This is a genomic window from Acetobacterium wieringae, from assembly GCF_023700225.1.
Taxonomy (GTDB): Bacteria; Bacillota; Clostridia; order Eubacteriales; family Eubacteriaceae; genus Acetobacterium; species Acetobacterium wieringae.
This window is the reverse complement of sequence record NZ_CP097897.1, coordinates 2,061,434-2,080,272: the sequence shown is the minus strand read 5'-3', so window position 1 is coordinate 2,080,272 and position 18,839 is coordinate 2,061,434. Positions and strand designations below refer to the sequence as shown.

Annotated in this window: 18 protein-coding genes and 1 pseudogene; all 19 read left to right on the top strand. The window is 45.1% G+C overall.

What is annotated here, in order from left to right:
* Window positions 1-47: 47 nt before the first annotated feature.
* The 19 genes and pseudogenes from CHL1_RS10120 to CHL1_RS10030 all read left to right on the top strand — a co-directional run bounded on the left by CHL1_RS10120 (window position 48) and on the right by CHL1_RS10030 (window position 18,687).
* A complete protein-coding gene (locus CHL1_RS10120; protein ID WP_001129922.1) occupies window positions 48-422 on the top strand; it encodes a TnpV protein in 375 nt (124 codons plus the stop codon).
* 366 nt (window positions 423-788) lie between these two features.
* A complete protein-coding gene (gene tet(O) / locus CHL1_RS10115; RefSeq protein WP_250932695.1) occupies window positions 789-2,708 on the top strand; it encodes a tetracycline resistance ribosomal protection protein Tet(O) in 1,920 nt (639 codons plus the stop codon).
* Between the two features lie 51 nt (window positions 2,709-2,759).
* Window positions 2,760-2,949, top strand: a pseudogene (locus CHL1_RS10110) (cysteine-rich KTR domain-containing protein).
* A 471-nt stretch (window positions 2,950-3,420) separates the two neighbouring features.
* Window positions 3,421-3,933 carry a sigma-70 family RNA polymerase sigma factor gene (locus tag CHL1_RS10105; protein ID WP_000241709.1) on the top strand — a complete coding sequence of 171 codons (513 nt, stop codon included), beginning with the start codon at window positions 3,421-3,423 and terminating at the stop codon, window positions 3,931-3,933.
* Window positions 3,934-4,027: 94 nt separating this feature from the next.
* Complete coding sequence (locus CHL1_RS10100) at window positions 4,028-4,453, top strand: RNA polymerase sigma factor (RefSeq protein WP_000323895.1); 426 nt, start codon at window positions 4,028-4,030, stop codon at window positions 4,451-4,453.
* 712 nt (window positions 4,454-5,165) lie between these two features.
* Window positions 5,166-6,191 carry an AAA family ATPase gene (locus CHL1_RS10090; RefSeq protein WP_001170964.1) on the top strand — a complete coding sequence of 342 codons (1,026 nt, stop codon included), beginning with the start codon at window positions 5,166-5,168 and terminating at the stop codon, window positions 6,189-6,191.
* Window positions 6,192-6,715: 524 nt separating this feature from the next.
* On the top strand, window positions 6,716-7,681 hold the full coding sequence (mobV, locus tag CHL1_RS10085; protein WP_001820668.1) for a MobV family relaxase: 966 nt from the start codon (window positions 6,716-6,718) through the stop codon (window positions 7,679-7,681).
* A gap of 8 nt (window positions 7,682-7,689) precedes the next feature.
* Window positions 7,690-8,544, top strand: a complete 855-nt coding sequence (locus tag CHL1_RS10080) for a ParB/RepB/Spo0J family partition protein (RefSeq protein WP_000743700.1) — start codon at window positions 7,690-7,692, stop codon at window positions 8,542-8,544.
* Between the two features lie 45 nt (window positions 8,545-8,589).
* Entirely contained in the window at window positions 8,590-8,820 is a 231-nt protein-coding gene (locus CHL1_RS10075; RefSeq protein WP_001206986.1) for a YdbC family protein, read from the top strand.
* A complete protein-coding gene (locus tag CHL1_RS10070; RefSeq protein WP_000253176.1) occupies window positions 8,820-9,083 on the top strand; it encodes a hypothetical protein in 264 nt (87 codons plus the stop codon). Before CHL1_RS10075 ends, CHL1_RS10070 begins: the two co-directional genes overlap by 1 nt.
* Window positions 9,084-9,137: 54 nt before the next feature.
* Window positions 9,138-10,994: a recombinase family protein gene (locus tag CHL1_RS10065; protein WP_001820670.1), complete on the top strand. Its 1,857-nt coding sequence runs from the start codon at window positions 9,138-9,140 to the stop codon at window positions 10,992-10,994.
* On the top strand, window positions 10,961-11,092 hold the full coding sequence (locus tag CHL1_RS18350) for a hypothetical protein (protein WP_276520376.1): 132 nt from the start codon (window positions 10,961-10,963) through the stop codon (window positions 11,090-11,092). Before CHL1_RS10065 ends, CHL1_RS18350 begins: the two co-directional genes overlap by 34 nt.
* A 196-nt stretch (window positions 11,093-11,288) precedes the next feature.
* Window positions 11,289-11,684, top strand: a complete 396-nt coding sequence (locus CHL1_RS10060; protein WP_250932693.1) for a Lon-like protease helical domain-containing protein — start codon at window positions 11,289-11,291, stop codon at window positions 11,682-11,684.
* A gap of 70 nt (window positions 11,685-11,754) precedes the next feature.
* The gene (locus CHL1_RS10055; RefSeq protein ID WP_338078213.1) at window positions 11,755-13,740 is read left to right on the top strand and encodes a Lon protease family protein; all 1,986 of its coding nucleotides are present in this window, start codon (window positions 11,755-11,757) and stop codon (window positions 13,738-13,740) included.
* 70 nt (window positions 13,741-13,810) lie between these two features.
* The gene (locus tag CHL1_RS10050) at window positions 13,811-15,448 is read left to right on the top strand and encodes an MBL fold metallo-hydrolase RNA specificity domain-containing protein (RefSeq protein WP_228883506.1); all 1,638 of its coding nucleotides are present in this window, start codon (window positions 13,811-13,813) and stop codon (window positions 15,446-15,448) included.
* A gap of 95 nt (window positions 15,449-15,543) precedes the next feature.
* Window positions 15,544-16,932 carry an aminotransferase-like domain-containing protein gene (locus tag CHL1_RS10045; protein ID WP_070369470.1) on the top strand — a complete coding sequence of 463 codons (1,389 nt, stop codon included), beginning with the start codon at window positions 15,544-15,546 and terminating at the stop codon, window positions 16,930-16,932.
* 90 nt (window positions 16,933-17,022) lie between these two features.
* A complete protein-coding gene (locus tag CHL1_RS10040; protein WP_148636489.1) occupies window positions 17,023-17,772 on the top strand; it encodes an AzlC family ABC transporter permease in 750 nt (249 codons plus the stop codon).
* A complete protein-coding gene (locus tag CHL1_RS10035) occupies window positions 17,762-18,103 on the top strand; it encodes a branched-chain amino acid transporter permease (RefSeq protein ID WP_250932691.1) in 342 nt (113 codons plus the stop codon). Before CHL1_RS10040 ends, CHL1_RS10035 begins: the two co-directional genes overlap by 11 nt.
* 164 nt (window positions 18,104-18,267) lie before the next feature.
* Window positions 18,268-18,687, top strand: coding sequence for an MORN repeat-containing protein (locus CHL1_RS10030; RefSeq protein ID WP_070369472.1), 420 nt, complete (start codon window positions 18,268-18,270; stop codon window positions 18,685-18,687).
* Window positions 18,688-18,839 lie beyond the last annotated feature (152 nt).

The following is an 18,839-nucleotide window of genomic DNA, read 5'->3' as shown; positions in this document are numbered from 1 at the left end:
GATTTTGCGGACATTCAAAATAAAAAAGAATGTGGAGGTAACAGACAATGGCAAAATCATTATTTGAGGAACTGGGCGGCAAATACGAAAGGCAAGGGGATTATTTGATACCGTGCTTAACTGTACCCGCCGAAGAAGAACAGGCAATAGGCATCTGGGGGCAACGGCATTTAGATTATCTAAAACAGTACCGTAAAGTTACATACACCAATCTTCTTACAAGCGGCAGGCTAAACGCCTACCTTGCCGACATCAACAGACAGGCACAGGAACGCTTTGAAAGGCTCATAGAGGGTATGAAACAGGCACAGGGCATAACGGAACAGCTAAAGGCAGAAAACGCCTTAGAATGGACAGGATGCCTCAATAACATAAGGGCTTGTGCGAGGGAGATTGTGGAAAAGGAAATTATTTTTGCATAAACAGATGATTAGTGGCAGGGGGAAATCCTGCCGCTTTTTCTGCTTTAGTTTGTCAGCTTGACAAATAAAGGGTTAAGGAATATAATTAGATTCAGTATTATACAAGGAGTTAATAAATATGCGGCAAGGTATTCTTAAATAAACTGTCAATTTGATAGTGGGAACAAAAAGTAGCAGTCCCGTTTCACTTTTAATATGGGGCTTAGTTTTTTGTACCCAGTTTAAGAATACTTTTATCATGTAATTTTATATGCCCGAAAACATATAAGTGTTTTGGGGCTATTGGAGTTATTTACCCAGTGATAGGAGTATTTATCACTGGGTATTTTTATGCCCTTTTTTGGGTGTTGATAGGAGGAAAATCACATGAAAATAATTAACTTAGGCATTCTGGCTCACGTTGACGCAGGAAAGACAACATTAACGGAAAGTTTATTGTATACCAGTGGTGCAATTGCAGAACTAGGGAGCGTAGATGAAGGCACAACAAGGACAGATACAATGAATTTGGAGCGTCAAAGGGGAATCACTATCCAGACAGCAGTGACATCTTTTCAGTGGGAGGATGTAAAAGTCAACATTATAGATACGCCAGGCCATATGGATTTTTTGGCGGAAGTATACCGTTCTTTATCCGTATTAGACGGAGCAGTATTATTAGTTTCTGCAAAGGATGGCATACAGGCACAGACCCGTATACTGTTTCATGCACTACAGATAATGAAGATTCCGACAATTTTTTTCATCAATAAAATTGACCAAGAGGGGATTGATTTGCCAATGGTATATCGGGAAATGAAAGCAAAGCTTTCTTCGGAAATTATAGTGAAGCAAAAGGTTGGGCAGCATCCCCATATAAATGTAACGGACAATGACGATATGGAACAGTGGGATGCGGTAATTATGGGAAACGATGAACTATTAGAGAAATATATGTCAGGGAAACCGTTTAAAATGTCAGAACTGGAACAGGAAGAAAACAGGAGATTCCAAAACGGAACGTTATTTCCCGTTTATCACGGAAGCGCTAAAAACAATCTGGGGATTCGGCAGCTTATAGAAGTAATTGCCAGTAAATTTTATTCATCAACGCCTGAAGGTCAATCTGAACTATGCGGGCAGGTTTTTAAGATTGAATATTCAGAGAAAAGGCGGCGTTTTGTTTATGTGCGTATATATAGCGGAACATTGCATTTGAGGGATGTTATTAGAATATCTGAAAAAGAGAAAATAAAAATCACAGAGATGTGTGTTCCGACAAACGGTGAATTATATTCATCCGATACAGCCTGCTCTGGTGATATTGTAATTTTACCAAATGATGTTTTGCAGCTAAACAGTATTTTGGGGAACGAAATACTGTTGCCGCAGAGAAAATTTATTGAAAATCCTCTCCCTATGCTCCAAACAACGATTGCAGTAAAGAAATCTGAACAGCGGGAAATATTGCTTGGGGCACTTACAGAAATTTCAGATGGCGACCCTCTTTTAAAATATTATGTGGATACTACAACGCATGAGATTATACTTTCTTTTTTGGGGAATGTGCAGATGGAAGTCATTTGTGCCATCCTTGAGGAAAAATATCATGTGGAGGCAGAAATAAAAGAGCCTACTGTTATATATATGGAAAGACCGCTTAGAAAAGCAGAATATACCATCCACATAGAAGTCCCGCCAAATCCTTTCTGGGCTTCTGTCGGGTTGTCCATAGAGCCGCTCCCTATTGGAAGCGGAGTGCAGTATGAAAGCAGAGTTTCACTTGGATATTTAAATCAATCGTTCCAAAATGCGGTTATGGAGGGGGTTCTTTATGGCTGCGAGCAGGGGCTGTATGGATGGAAAGTGACAGACTGTAAAATCTGTTTTGAATATGGATTGTATTATAGTCCTGTAAGTACCCCCGCAGACTTTCGGCTGCTTTCCCCTATCGTATTGGAGCAGGCTTTAAAAAAAGCAGGGACAGAACTATTAGAGCCATATCTCCACTTTGAAATTTATGCACCGCAGGAATATCTCTCACGGGCGTATCATGATGCTCCAAGGTATTGTGCAGATATTGTAAGTACTCAGATAAAGAATGACGAGGTCATTCTGAAAGGAGAAATCCCTGCTAGATGTATTCAAGAATACAGGAACGATTTAACTTATTTCACAAATGGGCAGGGAGTCTGCTTGACAGAGTTAAAAGGATACCAGCCAGCTATTGGTAAATTTATTTGCCAACCCCTGCCCCCGAATAGCCGTATAGATAAGGTTCGGCATATGTTCCACAAGTTAGCTTAACAGCTTGCAAAAGTCATATAAAATGAGATTTGAAAGGATTAGAGACTAATTATGATGAAATGCGAATGGATATTGTGTCCTGTTTGTGGGAGCAAAACCCGTAATAAAATTAGGAAGGACACTGTTTTGGAGAATTATCCCCTTTATTGTCCAAAATGCAGACAAGAAAGATTGATTAAAGTTGACAACTTGAAGATAACTGTCATCAAAGAGCCAGACGCTTAAGACGCAGAGCCGATGAAATTGTGGAACAATTCACGAATCATCGGCTCTTTTTGTTTCGTATTTGAAAGAACAAACTCACCAAATAAAAAAAACGATATTCGGGTGGGTTATTTTGTTATACCCTAAATTACCCTCTGAATTTGTTTTTAAATTTGGAGGGATTTTTTTATGTCCTTTTTTCGGGCAGTTATCTATCTGCTCATACGAAGCAAAATTTATCAATACATAGCATATCAGAGAACGGCAGGAAACCAGTTAAAAAAATTTCTGCCAGTGCAACGGTACTTCTCACCTTGAAAGTAGAAGTACAATCTCCATACAATAGAATTACTATTTCCTATAACCGTAAAGGTCACAGAGCCTTTGCGGTTTTTCTTTTGTCGATTTTTGTTGGAAAGTGCCGTAGGGCTGTTTCTGATATGCGGTGTCGTTCTCCGCCTCTCCATCTGGATTTTTTACATTTCAAAAATTCAGATGGGAGGTATTTATGGTGAAATATGCACCAAGAAAGGTATATATCAGAGAAAGTGGCGGCTATGTGGAATTATCCTACACGGAGTTCTGCCGTTGCAGGGAATCCGACCAGACCTATATGGACAAGCTGTTTATCCCCATTCAAGGCTGTCTGCTTGAAGTCGTGAGGGAGCAATACACAGACTTCTACCGTGACAAGGAACGGTGGCGTTATCTGCAAAAATTAGATACAAAGAATAGACTGCTATCTCTCGACGGATTTACGGACAGCGAGGGGAATCCTCTGGACTTTATCACTGATGAAGCGGTGGACATTGCAGAAACCGTTGTCAATGCGGTCATGGTGGACAGGCTGAAAGCCGCCCTGCCTTTGCTGTCGGATAGTGAACAGGAGCTGATACAGGCAATCTTTTTTGACGGACTTTCCGAGCGTGAAGTCGGGGCGAGGTTGGGCATAACCCAGAGCGTTGTAAACAAACGCAAAGCCAGAATCCTAATAAAACTAAGAAAGATAATAGAAAATTAAAATTTAAGGCGTTCAGCCCCCTTGTTTTTTCCTTTGGGAAGATGAGGGGGCTTTTCTCTGCCCTCTCAATCAATTCTGATTGGAGGAAGTAAGAATGGCATACAACCACGGACGGGAGGACAGGAAATGGCGTATCTGGAAAGAAGCGGAGGAAAAGCTGCTGCGTGAGTGCGGCGTTGATGAAGCGACCATTGAGCAGATACGCATGGCGGACAGGGCAGACTTCAATTCCAACAGGCGGTTTTACCGATGGACGAATGACGTTGCGGAATATCTTGAGGACATGGCAGGCAGGGAGCGGCAGGCGGAAGTGGGTACGGTTGCGGAGTTACTGGAAGAGATTGAGAGCGAAAATCTCTATCAAGTATTAGTCACGGTGGACGGGCGTACCTTGAAAATCGTCCTGCTGAAAATGCAGGGGTATTCCACAAAGGAGATTGCCCCGCTTGTGCATTTGACGACTGGTGCCATCTATGCGAGGTTAGACCATCTGCGGAAGAAGCTGCGGAAAATTTTATAGCTTCTAAAACAGCCTGCCATCCTGCGGGCTACTGGGTGAGGGATGGAAATCCCCTCACTCATTTTTTGCAGGAGGACAACAGGATGGCATACAGGGTTAAGGCATACACGCTTCGGGAGGAATCCACGGAAAGCGGCACAAGGTATTTTATCAGCTTTAAGGACGGGCAGGGCAAATCCCACGAGTTGGAAGTGTCGGAACAGTTCTTTATGGAGTTTCGGCAGATGGAGCGCAGGAACAGGAATCTTTTCTAATGGGACGAGCGGCACAGGGAGTTTAACGAGGTATGGGACGAAACCCTTTACAGACGGGCGTTGCGTGTGCCTAAGAGCCTTGATGAACGCATGGTTGAGGAAGAACGGAATGAAACGCTCTATAAGGCGGTTGGGAGCCTTCCAGAGATACAAAGGCGGCGTTTCCTGCTCTACTACGAGTATGAGTTCAATTTTTACCAAATCGCCGCTATGGAGCATTGCACCGCTTCGGCAATACAGAAATCTGTTGCGATTGCAAAGGAGAAAGTAAAGGCGGAAATTGAAGAAATATCTCCAACCGTGACCGACACCGCCCGAAAAAGAAATCTGTTTTTTATTTGTGTGGGATTGGCGGCATTACATACTCTCACTTTTTTCCGTGGGAGTAAATCTATTTTTAAGGAGGTCAACGCCTATGTGCAACGAAAACAAAGACACCGCCCGAAAGGAGGAAAGCCATGCAGAAGTTACAGACAGTCAACGCCGAAACGCTCCTTTATGAACCGCTTGAGAAACCATCCTTTGTGGTGGACAGCCTTATCCCGACAGGCTTATCGCTGTTCTGCGGCTCACAGAAGATAGGCAAAAGCTGGCTCATGCTGAAGCTATGCTTATGCGTGTCGCAGGGAATCCCTTTATGGGATATGCCGACAATGGAGGGCGATGTGCTTTACCTCTGCCTTGAGGACACGTTCTGCCGCATACAGGACAGGTTATTTCGTTTGACGGACGAAGCAAGCGGGCGGCTCCACTTTGCCGTGGCAAGCTGCAAGCTGTCAGACGGTCTTATCGTGCAGCTTGAAGATTATCTGAAAGATTACCCAGACAGCAGGCTCATTGTCATTGATACCTTGCAGAAAGTCCGTACAGCTTCAAAAGACAATGCCTATGCAAGCGACTATGGGGACATCTCCCTCATCAAAGACTTTGCCGACAGGCACTCTCTGGCGGTCATTGTCGTACACCACATCCGAAAGCAGAATGACAGCGACGTGTTCAACAAGGTGTCTGGGACGACAGGATTAACGGGGAGTGCGGACGCTACCTTTGTTCTGGAAAAGGAGAAACGTGCGTCTGACACCGCCAAGCTGTATGTGACGGGCAGGGACACGCCTTATCAGGAATACACGCTGCGTTTCCGTGATTGCCGTTGGGAGCTTGTGGAGCGGAAAACGCAGGAGCAGCTTGCGAAAGAAACGATACCAGATGTCCTTTTTCGGTTGGTGGATTTTATGAGGGATAAGGAAGAATGGATAGGCACGGCAACGGAACTGTTAGCCGCTATGGGGGAAACGGAAACCATACCCACGGTGATTACGAAATGGCTGAATGAATACCGCACCACATTTTTAAGCGAGAACCGTATCTGCTACCAGTACAGCCGCAGGAAAGACGGCAGGCGGATTGCCCTTGCAAGGAGGGCGGGTGACAGCGGTGATGGTGGTGACAGCGATATTAGGATACCCCCCTGTTACTGTCATTGACGCTTAAAGCCATGTAAAGCTGGCGGCTCTGCCCTGCGGGTGACAGCAGTGACGGTGGTGACAGTGATTTTAGGATACCCTGCCGCTGTCATCCCTACGGGAGAACACCCCGTAAACGCAAAATGCAGGCGTGAGATTTACTCGCCCTTTTCGGTCGTGTAAAACCACCCCTGCGGTCAGAAAAATCATTCCGATTTTTCCGACTGCGTTTACAGGGTGTAACACACTACACTTTGCCCTGCAAAGTCGTGTGCCAGACGTTCCCTCTGGACTCCCTTAAGGCAGGGCTGTGCCCTGCTATCCTACGCCTTACGGCTTCGGATAAAAGAATGGCGGCATGACGGTGACGGCTCTTGCGAGGGGGGTATCCCAAAAACACCGTCATCATCGACATGACCGTCATGCAGGGGGTGAGGGTGACAGTTGCGGCAGTCGGCAGGGGGTATCCCAAAACTGCTGTCACCACCGTCACCGCTGTCACCCCAAAGGACGGTCACCCGCCGAAAGAAAGGAGGAATCCGCCTATGCCTTATGCAATCCTGCGTTTCCAGAAACGAAAAGCGGGCGGCGTTGCGGCTTGTGAACGCCACAACGAGCGGAAGAAAGAAGCCTACAAAAGCAACCCAGATATAGATATGGAACGCTCTAAAAACAATTACCATCTCATAGCACCACCAAAGTACACCTACAAGAAAGAGATTAACCGCATGGTAGCCGAAGCGGGGTGCAGGACAAGGAAAGACAGCGTGATGATGGTGGAAACGCTCATCACAGCTTCACCAGAATTTATGAACCAGTTACCGCCCGAAGAACAAAAAGCGTATTTCCAGACGGCTCTTGACTTCATTTCGGAGCGTGTTGGAAAGCAGAATATCCTCTCCGCTGTCGTCCATATGGACGAGAGAACGCCCCATATGCACCTCTGCTTTGTGCCGATTACGCCAGACAATAAGCTGTCAGCGAAAGCTATCTTAGGCAACCAGAAATCATTATCCGAGTGGCAGACCGCCTACCATGAGCGGATGTCCTCACGGTGGAATCAGCTTGAACGGGGGCAGTCCTCAATGGAAACCAAGCGGAAACACGTCCCCACATGGCTCTATAAATTAGGCGGCAGGCTTGATAAACAGTATGAAGAAATCGTGTCTGCCCTATCCGACATCAACGCCTTTAACGCAGGGAAGAAAAGGGATAAAGCGTTAGATTTACTCTCTGCATGGCTGCCAGACGTGGAGAAATTCTCTAAGGAAATCGGGAAACAGCAGGCGTATATCGACAGTTTGAAAGAGAGAATTGGGCAGGAATCAGACTATGCGGGGCGTATGCGTGATGAAAAGTACGAGCAGGAACTAAAGGTGCAGAAAGCGAATCAGAAGATATTTGAATTGCAGAGAACCAACGAGCAGATGGGGCGGCTGCTGTCAAAAATACCGCCCGAAGTGTTGGAAGAATTGCAGAAAAATCATAGAAGCAGAGCGAAAGAAAGGTAGATATGTGAATGAAGAAACAGGATTTTAAGGTGTTAAAGACCAAAGACTTGTACCCGTTCCCCGACAATCCGTTTCATGTGGCAGAAGATGAAACACTGTCAGAGTTAGCGGAAAGCATCAAGGAATTTGGCATTGTCACGCCGATAATCACACGCCCGAAAGAGGACGGGGACGGTTATGAAGTGATTGCAGGACAGCGGCGTGTCCGTGCTTCTGAACTTGCAGGGATAAATACCGTGCCTGCGTTTGTCCTGCCCTTAGACCGTGACCGAGCCATCATCACCCTTGTAGACAGCAATTTGCAGCGTGAGAATATCCTGCCATCGGAGCGGGCGTTTGCTTACAAGATGAAATCCGAAGCCATGAAGCGGCAGGGTTTCCGCACAGACTTAACCTCGTCACAAGTTGTGACGAAGTTGCGGACGGACGACAAGGTGGCACAGGGCTTCGGCGTGGGCAGGATGACCGTGCAGCGTTTTATCCGCCTGACGGAACTGATACCGCCGATTTTGCAGATGGTGGACGAGGGGAAAATCGCCCTCACGCCTGCGGTGGAACTGTCCTTCTTGAAGAAAGACGAGCAGGAAAACCTCTTTGCCACGATGGAGAGCGAAGAAGCAACGCCCTCACTCTCACAGGCACAGCGGATGAAACAGTTAAGCCAGAGCGGGCGGCTTGACATGGATACGATATTTGCGATTATGACGGAGGAAAAGGGCAACCAGAAAGAAACCTTGAAAATCAACACAAGCAAGCTGAAAAAATACTTTCCGAAGAACACAACGCCGAAGCAGATGGAGGAAACCATCATCAAACTTTTGGAGCGTGAGTTGCAGAGGAAACGCAACCGTGACAGCCGCTAATCTTCTTTTTTCGGGAAGTAAATACAGAGAGTTGAGGTATGGAGAATGAGAGAAATCCAGTATGAAATCGTAAAGGAAATCGCAGTATTGTCTACAGGCGACAGTGGCTACACAAAGGAAATCAATCTCATTTCATGGAATGGGAAAGAGCCGAAGTATGACATCCGCAGCTTTTCCCCGAACCGTGAAAAGTGCGGCAAGGGAATCACGCTGAACGCTGATGAAGCGGCAGCACTCCTTAAAGCATTACAGAAAGAATTAAACAGCGAGGATTAATGGTATCTGATTGGCAGGGCGGGGACATTTCCAAACTCTTCCCTGCCCTGTCTGGAAAGGAAGATTTAAGTATGGGCGAGGATAAGAAAGCAGATAAAAAGAGAAAGCGTATCGTGCCAAAAGCACCAGTGCAGATGATAATCAGCCGTGAATATGTCGGCACACAGACCGTTACAGAAGCGTTTGTCCCGATTATCTCCGAGGATATTCGGAAGAAGATTGCCGAGGGCGACACCTTCGACAATGAGGGGCTGTCCGCTTAGAATGTACGCAATGGGACATGAAAACAGATAGGACAGATACGGAGGTTTTACAGTATGGCAGGAATCAAAGAAGAAAAGAAAATCTATTTAGTCGGCATTTATTGCCGCTTATCTAAAGACGATGGTACGGATAACGAGAGTGCGAGCATTGCGACACAGAAATCCATCCTCACGGATTATGTGAAAAAGCAGGGATGGCACATAGCAAAAACGTATGTGGACGATGGTTATTCTGGTACAAATTTCCAAAGACCAAGTTTCCAGAATATGATAAAAGACATTGAAAGCGGTCTGATAAACTGCGTGATTACGAAAGATTTATCCCGTCTGGGGAGAAACTATCTTGATTGTGGGTTATATCTGGAAGTTTTCTTCCCAGAGCATAACGTGAGGTATATAGCGGTCAATGACGGCGTAGATACCTTGAATAAATCTGCTATGGACATCACGCCTTTCCGCAACATTTTAAACGAAATGTATGCCGCTGACATATCTGTTAAGATAAAATCGGCATATCGGGCGAGGTTTCAACAGGGGAAATTCATGGGAACTACCGCCCCTTATGGCTATATCAAAGACCCTGCCGACCACAACCATCTGCTGATAGATGATAAAGTGGCACATGTTGTAAAAGAGATATTCGACCTTGCATTAAAAGGGAATGGAGTTGCCAAAATTTGCAGACATCTTAATAAACAGCATATCCTACGCCCTGCCGCTTATGCGGCGGAGCGTGGCGAAACAGGCTTTGAACGTCATTTTGAGGGGAACGAGGACAAACGCTATATTTGGAGTGGGAACAGCGTGAGGAGCATTTTAAGAAGCCCGATATATGCGGGAAATCTTGTAGGCTACAAACGGATTGCCGCCAATATGAAAAGCAAGAAACGCCCCTCTAAGCTGCCCGAAGAATGGGAAGTGATACCCAATACCCATGAGGGAATAGTCACGCAGGAGGAATTTGATATTGTCCAACAGCTTATTACAAGTCGTAGGCTTCCACAGAACAAGGGAGGATTTGTAAATATTTTTGCAGGCGTTATCAAGTGTGTGGACTGCGGATGTGCTCTGCGGGCAATGAACGTACACAGGAGGAAACGCCCAGAGATTATCGACTGTGTACAGTATTCATGTAATAATTATGCAAGAAACGGAAGAAGCGAGTGTAGTGCCCACAATATAGAAGCAAGGGATTTATTCAATGCCGTTCTTGCCGACATCAACTGTTTTGCGGATATGGCAGTGAATGATGAAAAGGCGGTCAGGGCCATAGAAAAGCGGCTCACGGAAACAGACCAGAGCAGGGCGAAAGCATTAGAGAAAGAACGTAAGAAGCTGAACAAACGCCTTGCGGAACTGGACAGGCTGTTTTCCTCTCTCTACGAGGATAAGGTCATGGAGCGTATTACCGAGCGGAATTTTGAGATGATGTCGGGGAAATACCAGAAAGAGCAGCTTGAAATTGAAGCAAGGCTGAAAGAGGTGACGGAAACTCTTAATGAAAGCTACGAGAAATCACGGGGAATCCGTGACTTCCTCGCCCTTATCCGAAATTATCAAGGCTTAAAAGAACTGGATGCAACAGTTATAAACGCACTCATAGACAAGATACTTGTTTCGGAGCGTGAGAAGATGGCAGACGGAACAGTGAAGCAGGAAATCAAGATTTACTATAAATTCATCGGCTTTGTCGATGAATTACATATCATACCTACAAAACGGTGGGCAGCAATGCCCGCTAAAAATTGTACGGTGTGCGGCGTTGAATATGTCCCGGGCTCTGGTGCATCAAGGTATTGTCCTGCTTGTGCCAAGAAGATACGGAGGGAGAAATCAAACGAGAGCAAACGCAGGAGCAGAGAACAGAAAAGGATAGCATGTATGAACTGTCCGCAAAAAATGACCGACTGAACTCGGCCACGGCAGAAGAAAGTGCAGCAGCCAGCGAAGAGCTTTCCGGCCAGTCGATTCTGTTAAAACAGATGATTGACCAGTTTCAATTGCGATAGATCAACAAACAGATGAATAATTAGAATAAACCCTTAAGCAGTAACAAAATGCACCGTCGACTAAATGCGTCTATGGTGCATTTTTATTTGCAAAACTTGCGTAATTTCAAACAAGTTGGATATCAATATAATAAAGGTTTAACGAAAAAGAGACTGTTGATTTTCTTTGCTTTCAAAATTGGAAAGGTGGCAGGATATGAAAATACATGATCAGTATCGGGTTCCCATCGATAAACTAAAAAAAGTCTGCAACGCAGAAGAATTGAAATTCTGCAATTCGACCCTGGATGCGATTGCCGGACAAGAACGGGCAGTCAAGTCCATGGAATTTGGTATTGCCATGGAGGATGATGGATATCATATTTTTGTCGTTGGTCCATCAGGGACGGGCAAGAGCGAGTACACCAATGATGTCGTTAATCGGGCGGCAGCCTTGCGTCCGGTTCCTGACGACTGGTGTTATATTTACAATTTCAGCAATAAGGACAAACCATTGGCGGTTTCACTGCCAGCAGGGAAGGGCCGGATCTTTCAGAAGGATATGGACAAGCTGATTCTAGAACTTAAAAATGTAATTCGGAAAAAATTTTGAAAGCACCGATTATGAACTCAAAAAAGATCGGATCTTTAACACCTATCAGCTTAAAATGGAAGAATTGGTGATGATCATCAATCAGAAAGCACTTGAGGATGGTTTTGGTGTCAAAACGGTGGGGATGAAATTTGTGTTTATTCCACTCTATGATGGCCGACCCTATCAACCGGAAGAGTATAGTAACCTGAGCGACGAACAGCGCAATATCATCAACGAAAAGCGTTATCTATTGGTCAAAAAGTTGGAACGAATATTGGCAGATGGTCAACAGGCCGAAAAAAAAATGACTGCTCAAATTATCGAGCTGACCAGAGAAACAGCATATCGTGGGGCGCAACCACTAATTGTTTCATTAAAAGAAAAATACCAGGCGTCCTCACAAATTGTTGAGTATCTCGATAATGTTTTGCATGATGTGGCAGATCGCTATGGCATCTTTACTAATCAGGAAACACATCCTGCCACTCATCAGCCGGATGAAACAAATCAACAGGAGAGTGATGGTGACAGTCCAGTTACTTTTAATGGGTTTACCGGTCAGGGTGAAACTGATCCATATAATCGCTATCGCGTCAATTTATTTATCAATAATGAAAATCTGCAGGGGGCACCCGTTATTACGGAGTCAAATCCATATTATTACAATATCTTTGGAAAAATTGAGTATAAAAGTCAGCTTTTTCTGGTTAATACCGATTTTACCATGGTGAAACCTGGAGCCATCCATCTGGCCAACGGAGGGTATCTGGTTTTGCAGGCAAAAGATTTACTGACTGATCCCTTTGTCTGGAATGTTTTAAAAAAAATGCTCAGGAACAGGGCTGCAGTAATTGAAAATATTGGGGAGCAATATCGAACCGTTCCGACGGTTACGTTGAAACCGGAAGCAATTCCACTCAACATTAAGGTCATTCTCATTGGTAGTCCGCTTTTCTATCTGGTTCTTTCCAGTGATGAGGATTTCCGGGAGCTTTTTAAGGTGAAAGTTGATTTCGATTCAGAAATGCCCCGTAATCAGGAGAATATTCGTAAGTATGTTTCCTTTGTCAGTGGAATTTGCGAGGAAAAAGATGTTCATTGTTTTGATCAGACCGGTTTGGCCGGTATCATTGAATATGGATCACGACTGGCGGGAAACCAGAAAAAATTGTCAACCCGATTTGGCGATGTCAGGGAGGTTATCTATGAATCCATTGCCCGAGCAAAATCAGACGGTAGTGAGACCGTGCGCATGGTTCATGTGAAAAAGGCCGTCAATGATCGTAACTATCGGTTTAACCGGTTGGAGGAAAAAATTCAGGAAGAGATTGCGGATCGACGGATTATCATTGACACGACGGGAATAACAGTGGGGCAGATTAATGGGTTGTTTATCATTCAGACCGGTGGTTATACATTTGGGCTACCTTCCCGGATTACTGCAATTACTCATGTGGGGCACGGCGGGGTCGTGAACATCGAGCGGGAAACCGAAATGAGCGGTAATATTCATTCCAAGGGTGTATTGACGCTGGCCGGATATCTGGGCGGAAAGTTTGCTCAGGATAAACCACTGGGATTGACAGCCCAGATTACCTTTGAACAATTATACGATGGCGTCGAGGGGGACAGTGCCTCTAGTGCCGAGCTCTATGCGATCATTTCAAGTTTAGCAGGAGTTGGTATCCGGCAGTGTCTGGCTGTTACCGGTTCGGTGGATCAGCGCGGTGAAATCCAGCCCATTGGGGGTGTCAATGAAAAAATCGAAGGTTTCTTTGATGTTTGTCAGACGGCTGGACTAACCGGAGACCAGGGTGTTATCATTCCTGCCAGCAATACCATTAATCTGATGTTAAAAGATGAGGTGATCGAGGCAGTTGCGCAGGGACGCTTCAACATTTATGCCATCAATCATATCGAAGAGGGGTTGGAGATTCTCACGGGTATTCCAGCAGGAAAAATGGATGCAGATGGCAACTATCCGGATGGGAGTATCTATGACTGTGTCAATAAAAAACTCCAGGGATTTAACACCGCATTGGAAAGCGTTACAAGAAAAAATGCGGGGGTGTAAATAGCGATTATGTTAATTGTTTAAAATACGACCTGCTTGAATTGGAAATTACACGAACAGGAGTAAGAAAATGAAAATAAAATTTTTAGGAGCGGCGATGTCTGTCACTGGTTCCTGTCATCTGGTGACGACCGATCACAGTAAATTTCTCATGGACTGCGGTTTGTTTCAGGGTAGTGAAGCACTGGAAGAATTAAACTATCAGGCATTTGATTTTGATCCGGCTGAGATTGATTTTATACTATTAAGTCATGCTCATGTGGATCATTGCGGCCGGATTCCGTTGCTGGTTAAACAGGGATTTACCGGGAGAATTTACTGTACCGGGGCAACCGCCGAAATAGCCGATATCATGCTTCAGGACAGCGGCACTATTCACGAAATGGATGCGAAATGGATTAATAAACGAACAAGCCGTTCCGGACAGCGACAGGTTCAACCGCTGTACACCGAGGAAGATGCGGCCCGCTGCTCCCAGTATTTCTTTCCGGTAGCATATGGGCAATGTTTTGAGATTAATTCCCAAATCAAGATTCGTCTCAATGAAGCTGGCCATATATTGGGTGCTGCCATCATCGAAATGTGGATTGAGGACGGTGGAAAAACCACCAAGCTGGTTTATTCTGGGGATATTGGAGCCGTTAACCAGCGAATGCTCAATAATCCGACCCTGATTGCAGCGGCCGATTATCTGATTATGGAAACGACTTACGGCGATCGTGCCCATGAAACACAACAGGAAAGTGGTAAGCGGTTTCTGGAAATTATCTTTAAAACAGTGGCCCGGGGGGGGACGGTGGTCGTACCGGCCTTTGCGCTGGGGAGAACCCAGGATCTGATTCATGAACTGGAACTGTTTTATGACCACCATGACTTTCATCAGAATCAGTTGGACAAAGTAAACGTCTATGTTGACAGCCCTTTGGCCACTGATGCCACGGCCATTTTCCGGAAAAATGCCCATTATTTCAATGATGCAATCAAAGAGCGGATCAAAAATGGCGAGGAACTTTTTTATTTCAGAAATCTCAATTTTACAAAGAGCATCGATCAGTCCAAGGCCCTCAATGAGAATGCTTCACCGAAGGTCATTATTTCTTCCAGCGGAATGGCTGATGCTGGTCGGGTTCGACATCATCTGAAACACTATCTCTGGAAACCGAAATCCAGCATTATTTTTGTCGGCTATCAGGCAGAAGGCACCACCGGACGGGCAATTATCAGTGGTGAAAAGTACGTTCGCATTCTCCGTGAACGTATTCATGTCAGTGCCGAAATATATTTTCTGGAAGGATTCTCAGCCCATGCCGATAAAAATGATCTGCTGAAGTGGCTGTCAGGATTTAAAGAGAAACCTAAAAAAATATTCCTGGTGCACGGGGAAGAAGAAGCAAAAAAAACCTTTGCCAATACAGTAAAAAGAATTTTGGGTTTTGACTGTACGGTGGTTGAGGATGTATCCGAATACAGCCTGGATGACGATGCTTTGACGGTGGACGGAATCAAAGAACGGATTGATTTAAAAAATCAGATCAATAAACTAAAGGATAATCTGGGCGACATCCATGATGAACTGGATAATTTGCTGGCTATTCCTGGGGTAGAGATGAGTGAGGCATTTCCAGATGAAAAAGTGGAAGACCTCGAGGCTCTGACTAGAGATCTTAAAAAAACTTGCGAAGAATTAAAAATCATGATTAAAAATTAACATGATTTGATTAAACCAGAAAACCCCTGCCAACTTGACGTTTGCAGGGGTTTTCGATAGAATGGGAAAAATAGTGTTTTAAAGGAGTTAGAGCCATGCCAGTTAATTCATTTGAAGATTATCCAATGTCCTGGAAACCCGTCCTGAATCATCAGGTAAAACCCTTGTACCTCTCCCTGGCCCGGCAAATGGAGCAAGACATCAAAACCGGGAAGCTCTTACCGGGAACAAAGCTGCCACCGCAGCGGGAACTGGCAGATTTTCTGGATATTAATGTCAGCACCGTCTCCAAGGCCTGCAAGGTTTGTGAGTTAAAAGGGCTCCTCAGTGCTACTGTCGGGAGTGGCACCTTTGTGTCCTTCGATGCCCTGGCTAATGCTTATCTGCTGCCAGATGATAAACCCCGGAATCTGATTGAGTTGGGCGCAGTTTTTCCGGATACAGCCACCTTTTCGCCACTCATTGGTTGTTTGAAAGATATGCTTAACGAAGCTGATGCCGATAAACTATTTAATTACAGCCGACCCAACGCAAATATCTGGTTGAAAGATACGGCAGTGAAGCTGATGGAAAAAGGAGGATTTTGTCCAGCACCGGCAAACATCTTGTTTTCCAACGGTGGTCAAAACGCCATATCAGCCATTCTGGCTGGACTATGCCGTCATGGTGACAAAATCGGAGCTGATCCCCACACCTATTCCGGGCTTAAAACGACTGCTTCAATGTTGGGGATACAGCTGATTCCCATTCGTCATCGTGATGGGGAAATGGATGGTGATGCACTGATGGATAGCTGTCGCAATGAAAACATTAAGGGGATTTATCTGATTCCGGATCATCACAATCCCACCACTCATACGATGTCCATTGACCGTCGTCGTGCGTTGGCAGAGATTGCCAGAGAGCAGAATATTTTTATCATCGAGGACGGGGCCTATCATTTACTGGCAGAAAATGCCCGGCCAGCCGTGGCATCCTTTGCTCCGGAGCAGACCATTTATATCGCCAGTATGTCAAAAACCCTGGCACCCGGTTTACGGATGGCCTATCTGTCGGTGCCCCAGGCCTATCGCAAACAAGTATCAAAGGCTTTGTATAACCTCAATATCTCCGTTTCGCCGCTAATGGCCGTGCTGGCAGCCCGGGTTATTGTCTCGGGCCAGCTGGATCAATTTATTAAAAGCCATCAGCAAAATGCCAGACAGCGCAATCAATTGGTAAATCGCACCCTCAGCGACTATCTCTGTCACGGCGACGAAACCAGCATCTTTCGGTGGCTGGAGTTGCCTGGGACGATAACCGGATCTGTTTTTGAGGCGCTGGCAATGGAGCAGGGGGTTCGGGTTTACGGTGCCGAGCGATTTACCGTCGGCAATAGTATCCCCAGTCGGGCAGTCCGGATGTCGGTCTGTGCTCCGGAAACCCTGGCTGAATTGGAACAGGGACTGATCATATTAAAAAACCTTCTGGATGATTGCTGTTAATTTGTACGCCATACATTTAATTTATTGTATGGCGTATTTTTGCGTGTTAAAATAAAGCAAAAATCGTACTAAATAGTAAGGGAGTGTCTCATGAAGAGTTTTATTTTTGCCTTTAAACAAACAATTCCGGTACTGTTTCCATATTTGTTTATTGGGATCGCTTTTGGCGTTTTGATGGATGAGGCGGGTTATACCGCGGGGTGGTCACTCATTTCGGGTCTTTTTATTTATGCCGGATCGATGCAGATCGTGATGGTTTCGCTGCTTACCGCTGGCGCTTCACTGGGTACCATTGCGATGATGACTTTTTTTGTCAATGCCCGGCATATTTTTTATGGTCTTGCCTTTATTGAGCGATTCCGGAAGATGGGACGAAAGTATCCATATATGGTTGTAACCTTGACTGATGAGGTGTACTCCATCCTGTGTAATATTAAATATCCAGTGGATGTGGATGCCCGGCAGAGTGATTTCTATATAACCCTGATTCTGCATCTGGTCTGGATTTTAAGCTGTCTGGCAGGGGCTCTATTTGGACAGTTGATCCCCTATGATCTGACTGGAATCGAATTTTCTGCGACGGCTTTTTTTATTACCGTCTGCATGAATCAGTGGAAGTCGATGAATTCACACTGGCCAGCTCTTACCGGGTTAATCAGCGCCGTGGTATTTTATACTATTCTGGGCCCCAATCAGTTTATTTTGCCAGCCTTAACCCTCAGTGTGCTGGTGCTGATTATGATGAAACCGAGATTAACAGCTGGACAAAAAATGCAACCGGTAAAAGAGTGTAAGCCAGCGTCAATTGACGGGGAAGAGGAGATCATCTATGAATACTAACTGGATCAGCACCATCGAAGCATTGGCAGTGGTAGCGCTGGTAACGATTTTTACCCGAGCACTGCCGTTCCTGTTTTTGGCGGCAAAAAAATTACCAGATACGGTCAGCTATCTGGGAACGGTTTTACCGGCAGCAATCATGATTATATTGGTGGTTTTTTGTTTGCGAAATACGATTTTGACTGCTTATCCCTATGGATTAGCAGAGCTATTAAGTGTGGCTGCGGTGATTATTGTTCATTGCCTCAGAAATAATGTTTTTTTAAGCATTGCTGCCGGAACGGGACTGTATATGGTATTAATTCGAACGCTGTTTTTGATCGGCAGCTGACTGCTTGGGTGACTTCATCTATTTGGTTGATCAGAAAAATGTGTAAATTATTACCCAACGAGCCGTTTTAATATTTATTAACTGCTCTCGATGCGATATAATGAAATCATAATTCTTGATTAGCTGAGACAGCAGAAAAGGATGCAAAAAAATAGGGGGAACAAATGAGCACAAAGATGATTTCAAGATTAGTTACGTTATTAATGGTGTCAAGTCTGCTGTTGATAACCAGTGGTTGCGTTCGCACCCATACTTTTGGTGGTGGCGTCTATACCGGAGAATGGAAAAATGGCATGCCGAACGGTTACGGCAAGTTTGAGTATTCTGAGAATGTGATCTATGAAGGCGAATGGAAGGATGGCAAGCTGCATGGCCAGGGGACAGCCACTGGATATGAGGGAACAAAATTTCAGGGCGAATGGAAGTATGGCAAGCTGGATGGTTACGGAACCAAGACGGATCAGGGCAACACCTATGTGGGGGAGTTTAAAGAAGGCATGATGCATGGAAAAGGTACGCTGACCATGGCTGACGGAACCACTTATGTGGGAACTTTTGCCAATGATCAATACGTGGGGCCGTAAGTAATCGAGACAGTGATTTAAAACAGCATGATTTTTTCATGCTGTTTTTTTATAATCATTCTTGACAGCAGCGACAAACTAGTGTAGACTTACTAAGTAGGAACACTATATATTACACACGTTAAAAAACGGAACTGGTGATTAAAGTGTTA

What these genes read in the sequence shown, in the direction of transcription:
- CHL1_RS10075 (WP_001206986.1), top strand. Translation starts at nt 8,590, where the DNA reads ATGAGAGAAATCCAGTATGAAATCGTAAAGGAAATCGCAGTATTGTCT.
- CHL1_RS10035 (WP_250932691.1), top strand. Translation starts at nt 17,762, where the DNA reads ATGAATACTAACTGGATCAGCACCATCGAAGCATTGGCAGTGGTAGCG.
- CHL1_RS18350 (WP_276520376.1), top strand. Translation starts at nt 10,961, where the DNA reads ATGTATGAACTGTCCGCAAAAAATGACCGACTGAACTCGGCCACGGCA.
- CHL1_RS10105 (WP_000241709.1), top strand. Translation starts at nt 3,421, where the DNA reads ATGGTGAAATATGCACCAAGAAAGGTATATATCAGAGAAAGTGGCGGC.
- CHL1_RS10040 (WP_148636489.1), top strand. Translation starts at nt 17,023, where the DNA reads ATGAAGAGTTTTATTTTTGCCTTTAAACAAACAATTCCGGTACTGTTT.
- CHL1_RS10065 (WP_001820670.1), top strand. Translation starts at nt 9,138, where the DNA reads ATGGCAGGAATCAAAGAAGAAAAGAAAATCTATTTAGTCGGCATTTAT.
- CHL1_RS10055 (WP_338078213.1), top strand. Translation starts at nt 11,755, where the DNA reads ATGATCATCAATCAGAAAGCACTTGAGGATGGTTTTGGTGTCAAAACG.
- CHL1_RS10050 (WP_228883506.1), top strand. Translation starts at nt 13,811, where the DNA reads ATGAAAATAAAATTTTTAGGAGCGGCGATGTCTGTCACTGGTTCCTGT.
- CHL1_RS10045 (WP_070369470.1), top strand. Translation starts at nt 15,544, where the DNA reads ATGCCAGTTAATTCATTTGAAGATTATCCAATGTCCTGGAAACCCGTC.
- CHL1_RS10030 (WP_070369472.1), top strand. Translation starts at nt 18,268, where the DNA reads ATGAGCACAAAGATGATTTCAAGATTAGTTACGTTATTAATGGTGTCA.
- CHL1_RS10090 (WP_001170964.1), top strand. Translation starts at nt 5,166, where the DNA reads ATGCAGAAGTTACAGACAGTCAACGCCGAAACGCTCCTTTATGAACCG.
- CHL1_RS10060 (WP_250932693.1), top strand. Translation starts at nt 11,289, where the DNA reads ATGAAAATACATGATCAGTATCGGGTTCCCATCGATAAACTAAAAAAA.
- CHL1_RS10080 (WP_000743700.1), top strand. Translation starts at nt 7,690, where the DNA reads ATGAAGAAACAGGATTTTAAGGTGTTAAAGACCAAAGACTTGTACCCG.
- CHL1_RS10100 (WP_000323895.1), top strand. Translation starts at nt 4,028, where the DNA reads ATGGCATACAACCACGGACGGGAGGACAGGAAATGGCGTATCTGGAAA.
- mobV (WP_001820668.1), top strand. Translation starts at nt 6,716, where the DNA reads ATGCCTTATGCAATCCTGCGTTTCCAGAAACGAAAAGCGGGCGGCGTT.
- CHL1_RS10070 (WP_000253176.1), top strand. Translation starts at nt 8,820, where the DNA reads ATGGTATCTGATTGGCAGGGCGGGGACATTTCCAAACTCTTCCCTGCC.
- CHL1_RS10120 (WP_001129922.1), top strand. Translation starts at nt 48, where the DNA reads ATGGCAAAATCATTATTTGAGGAACTGGGCGGCAAATACGAAAGGCAA.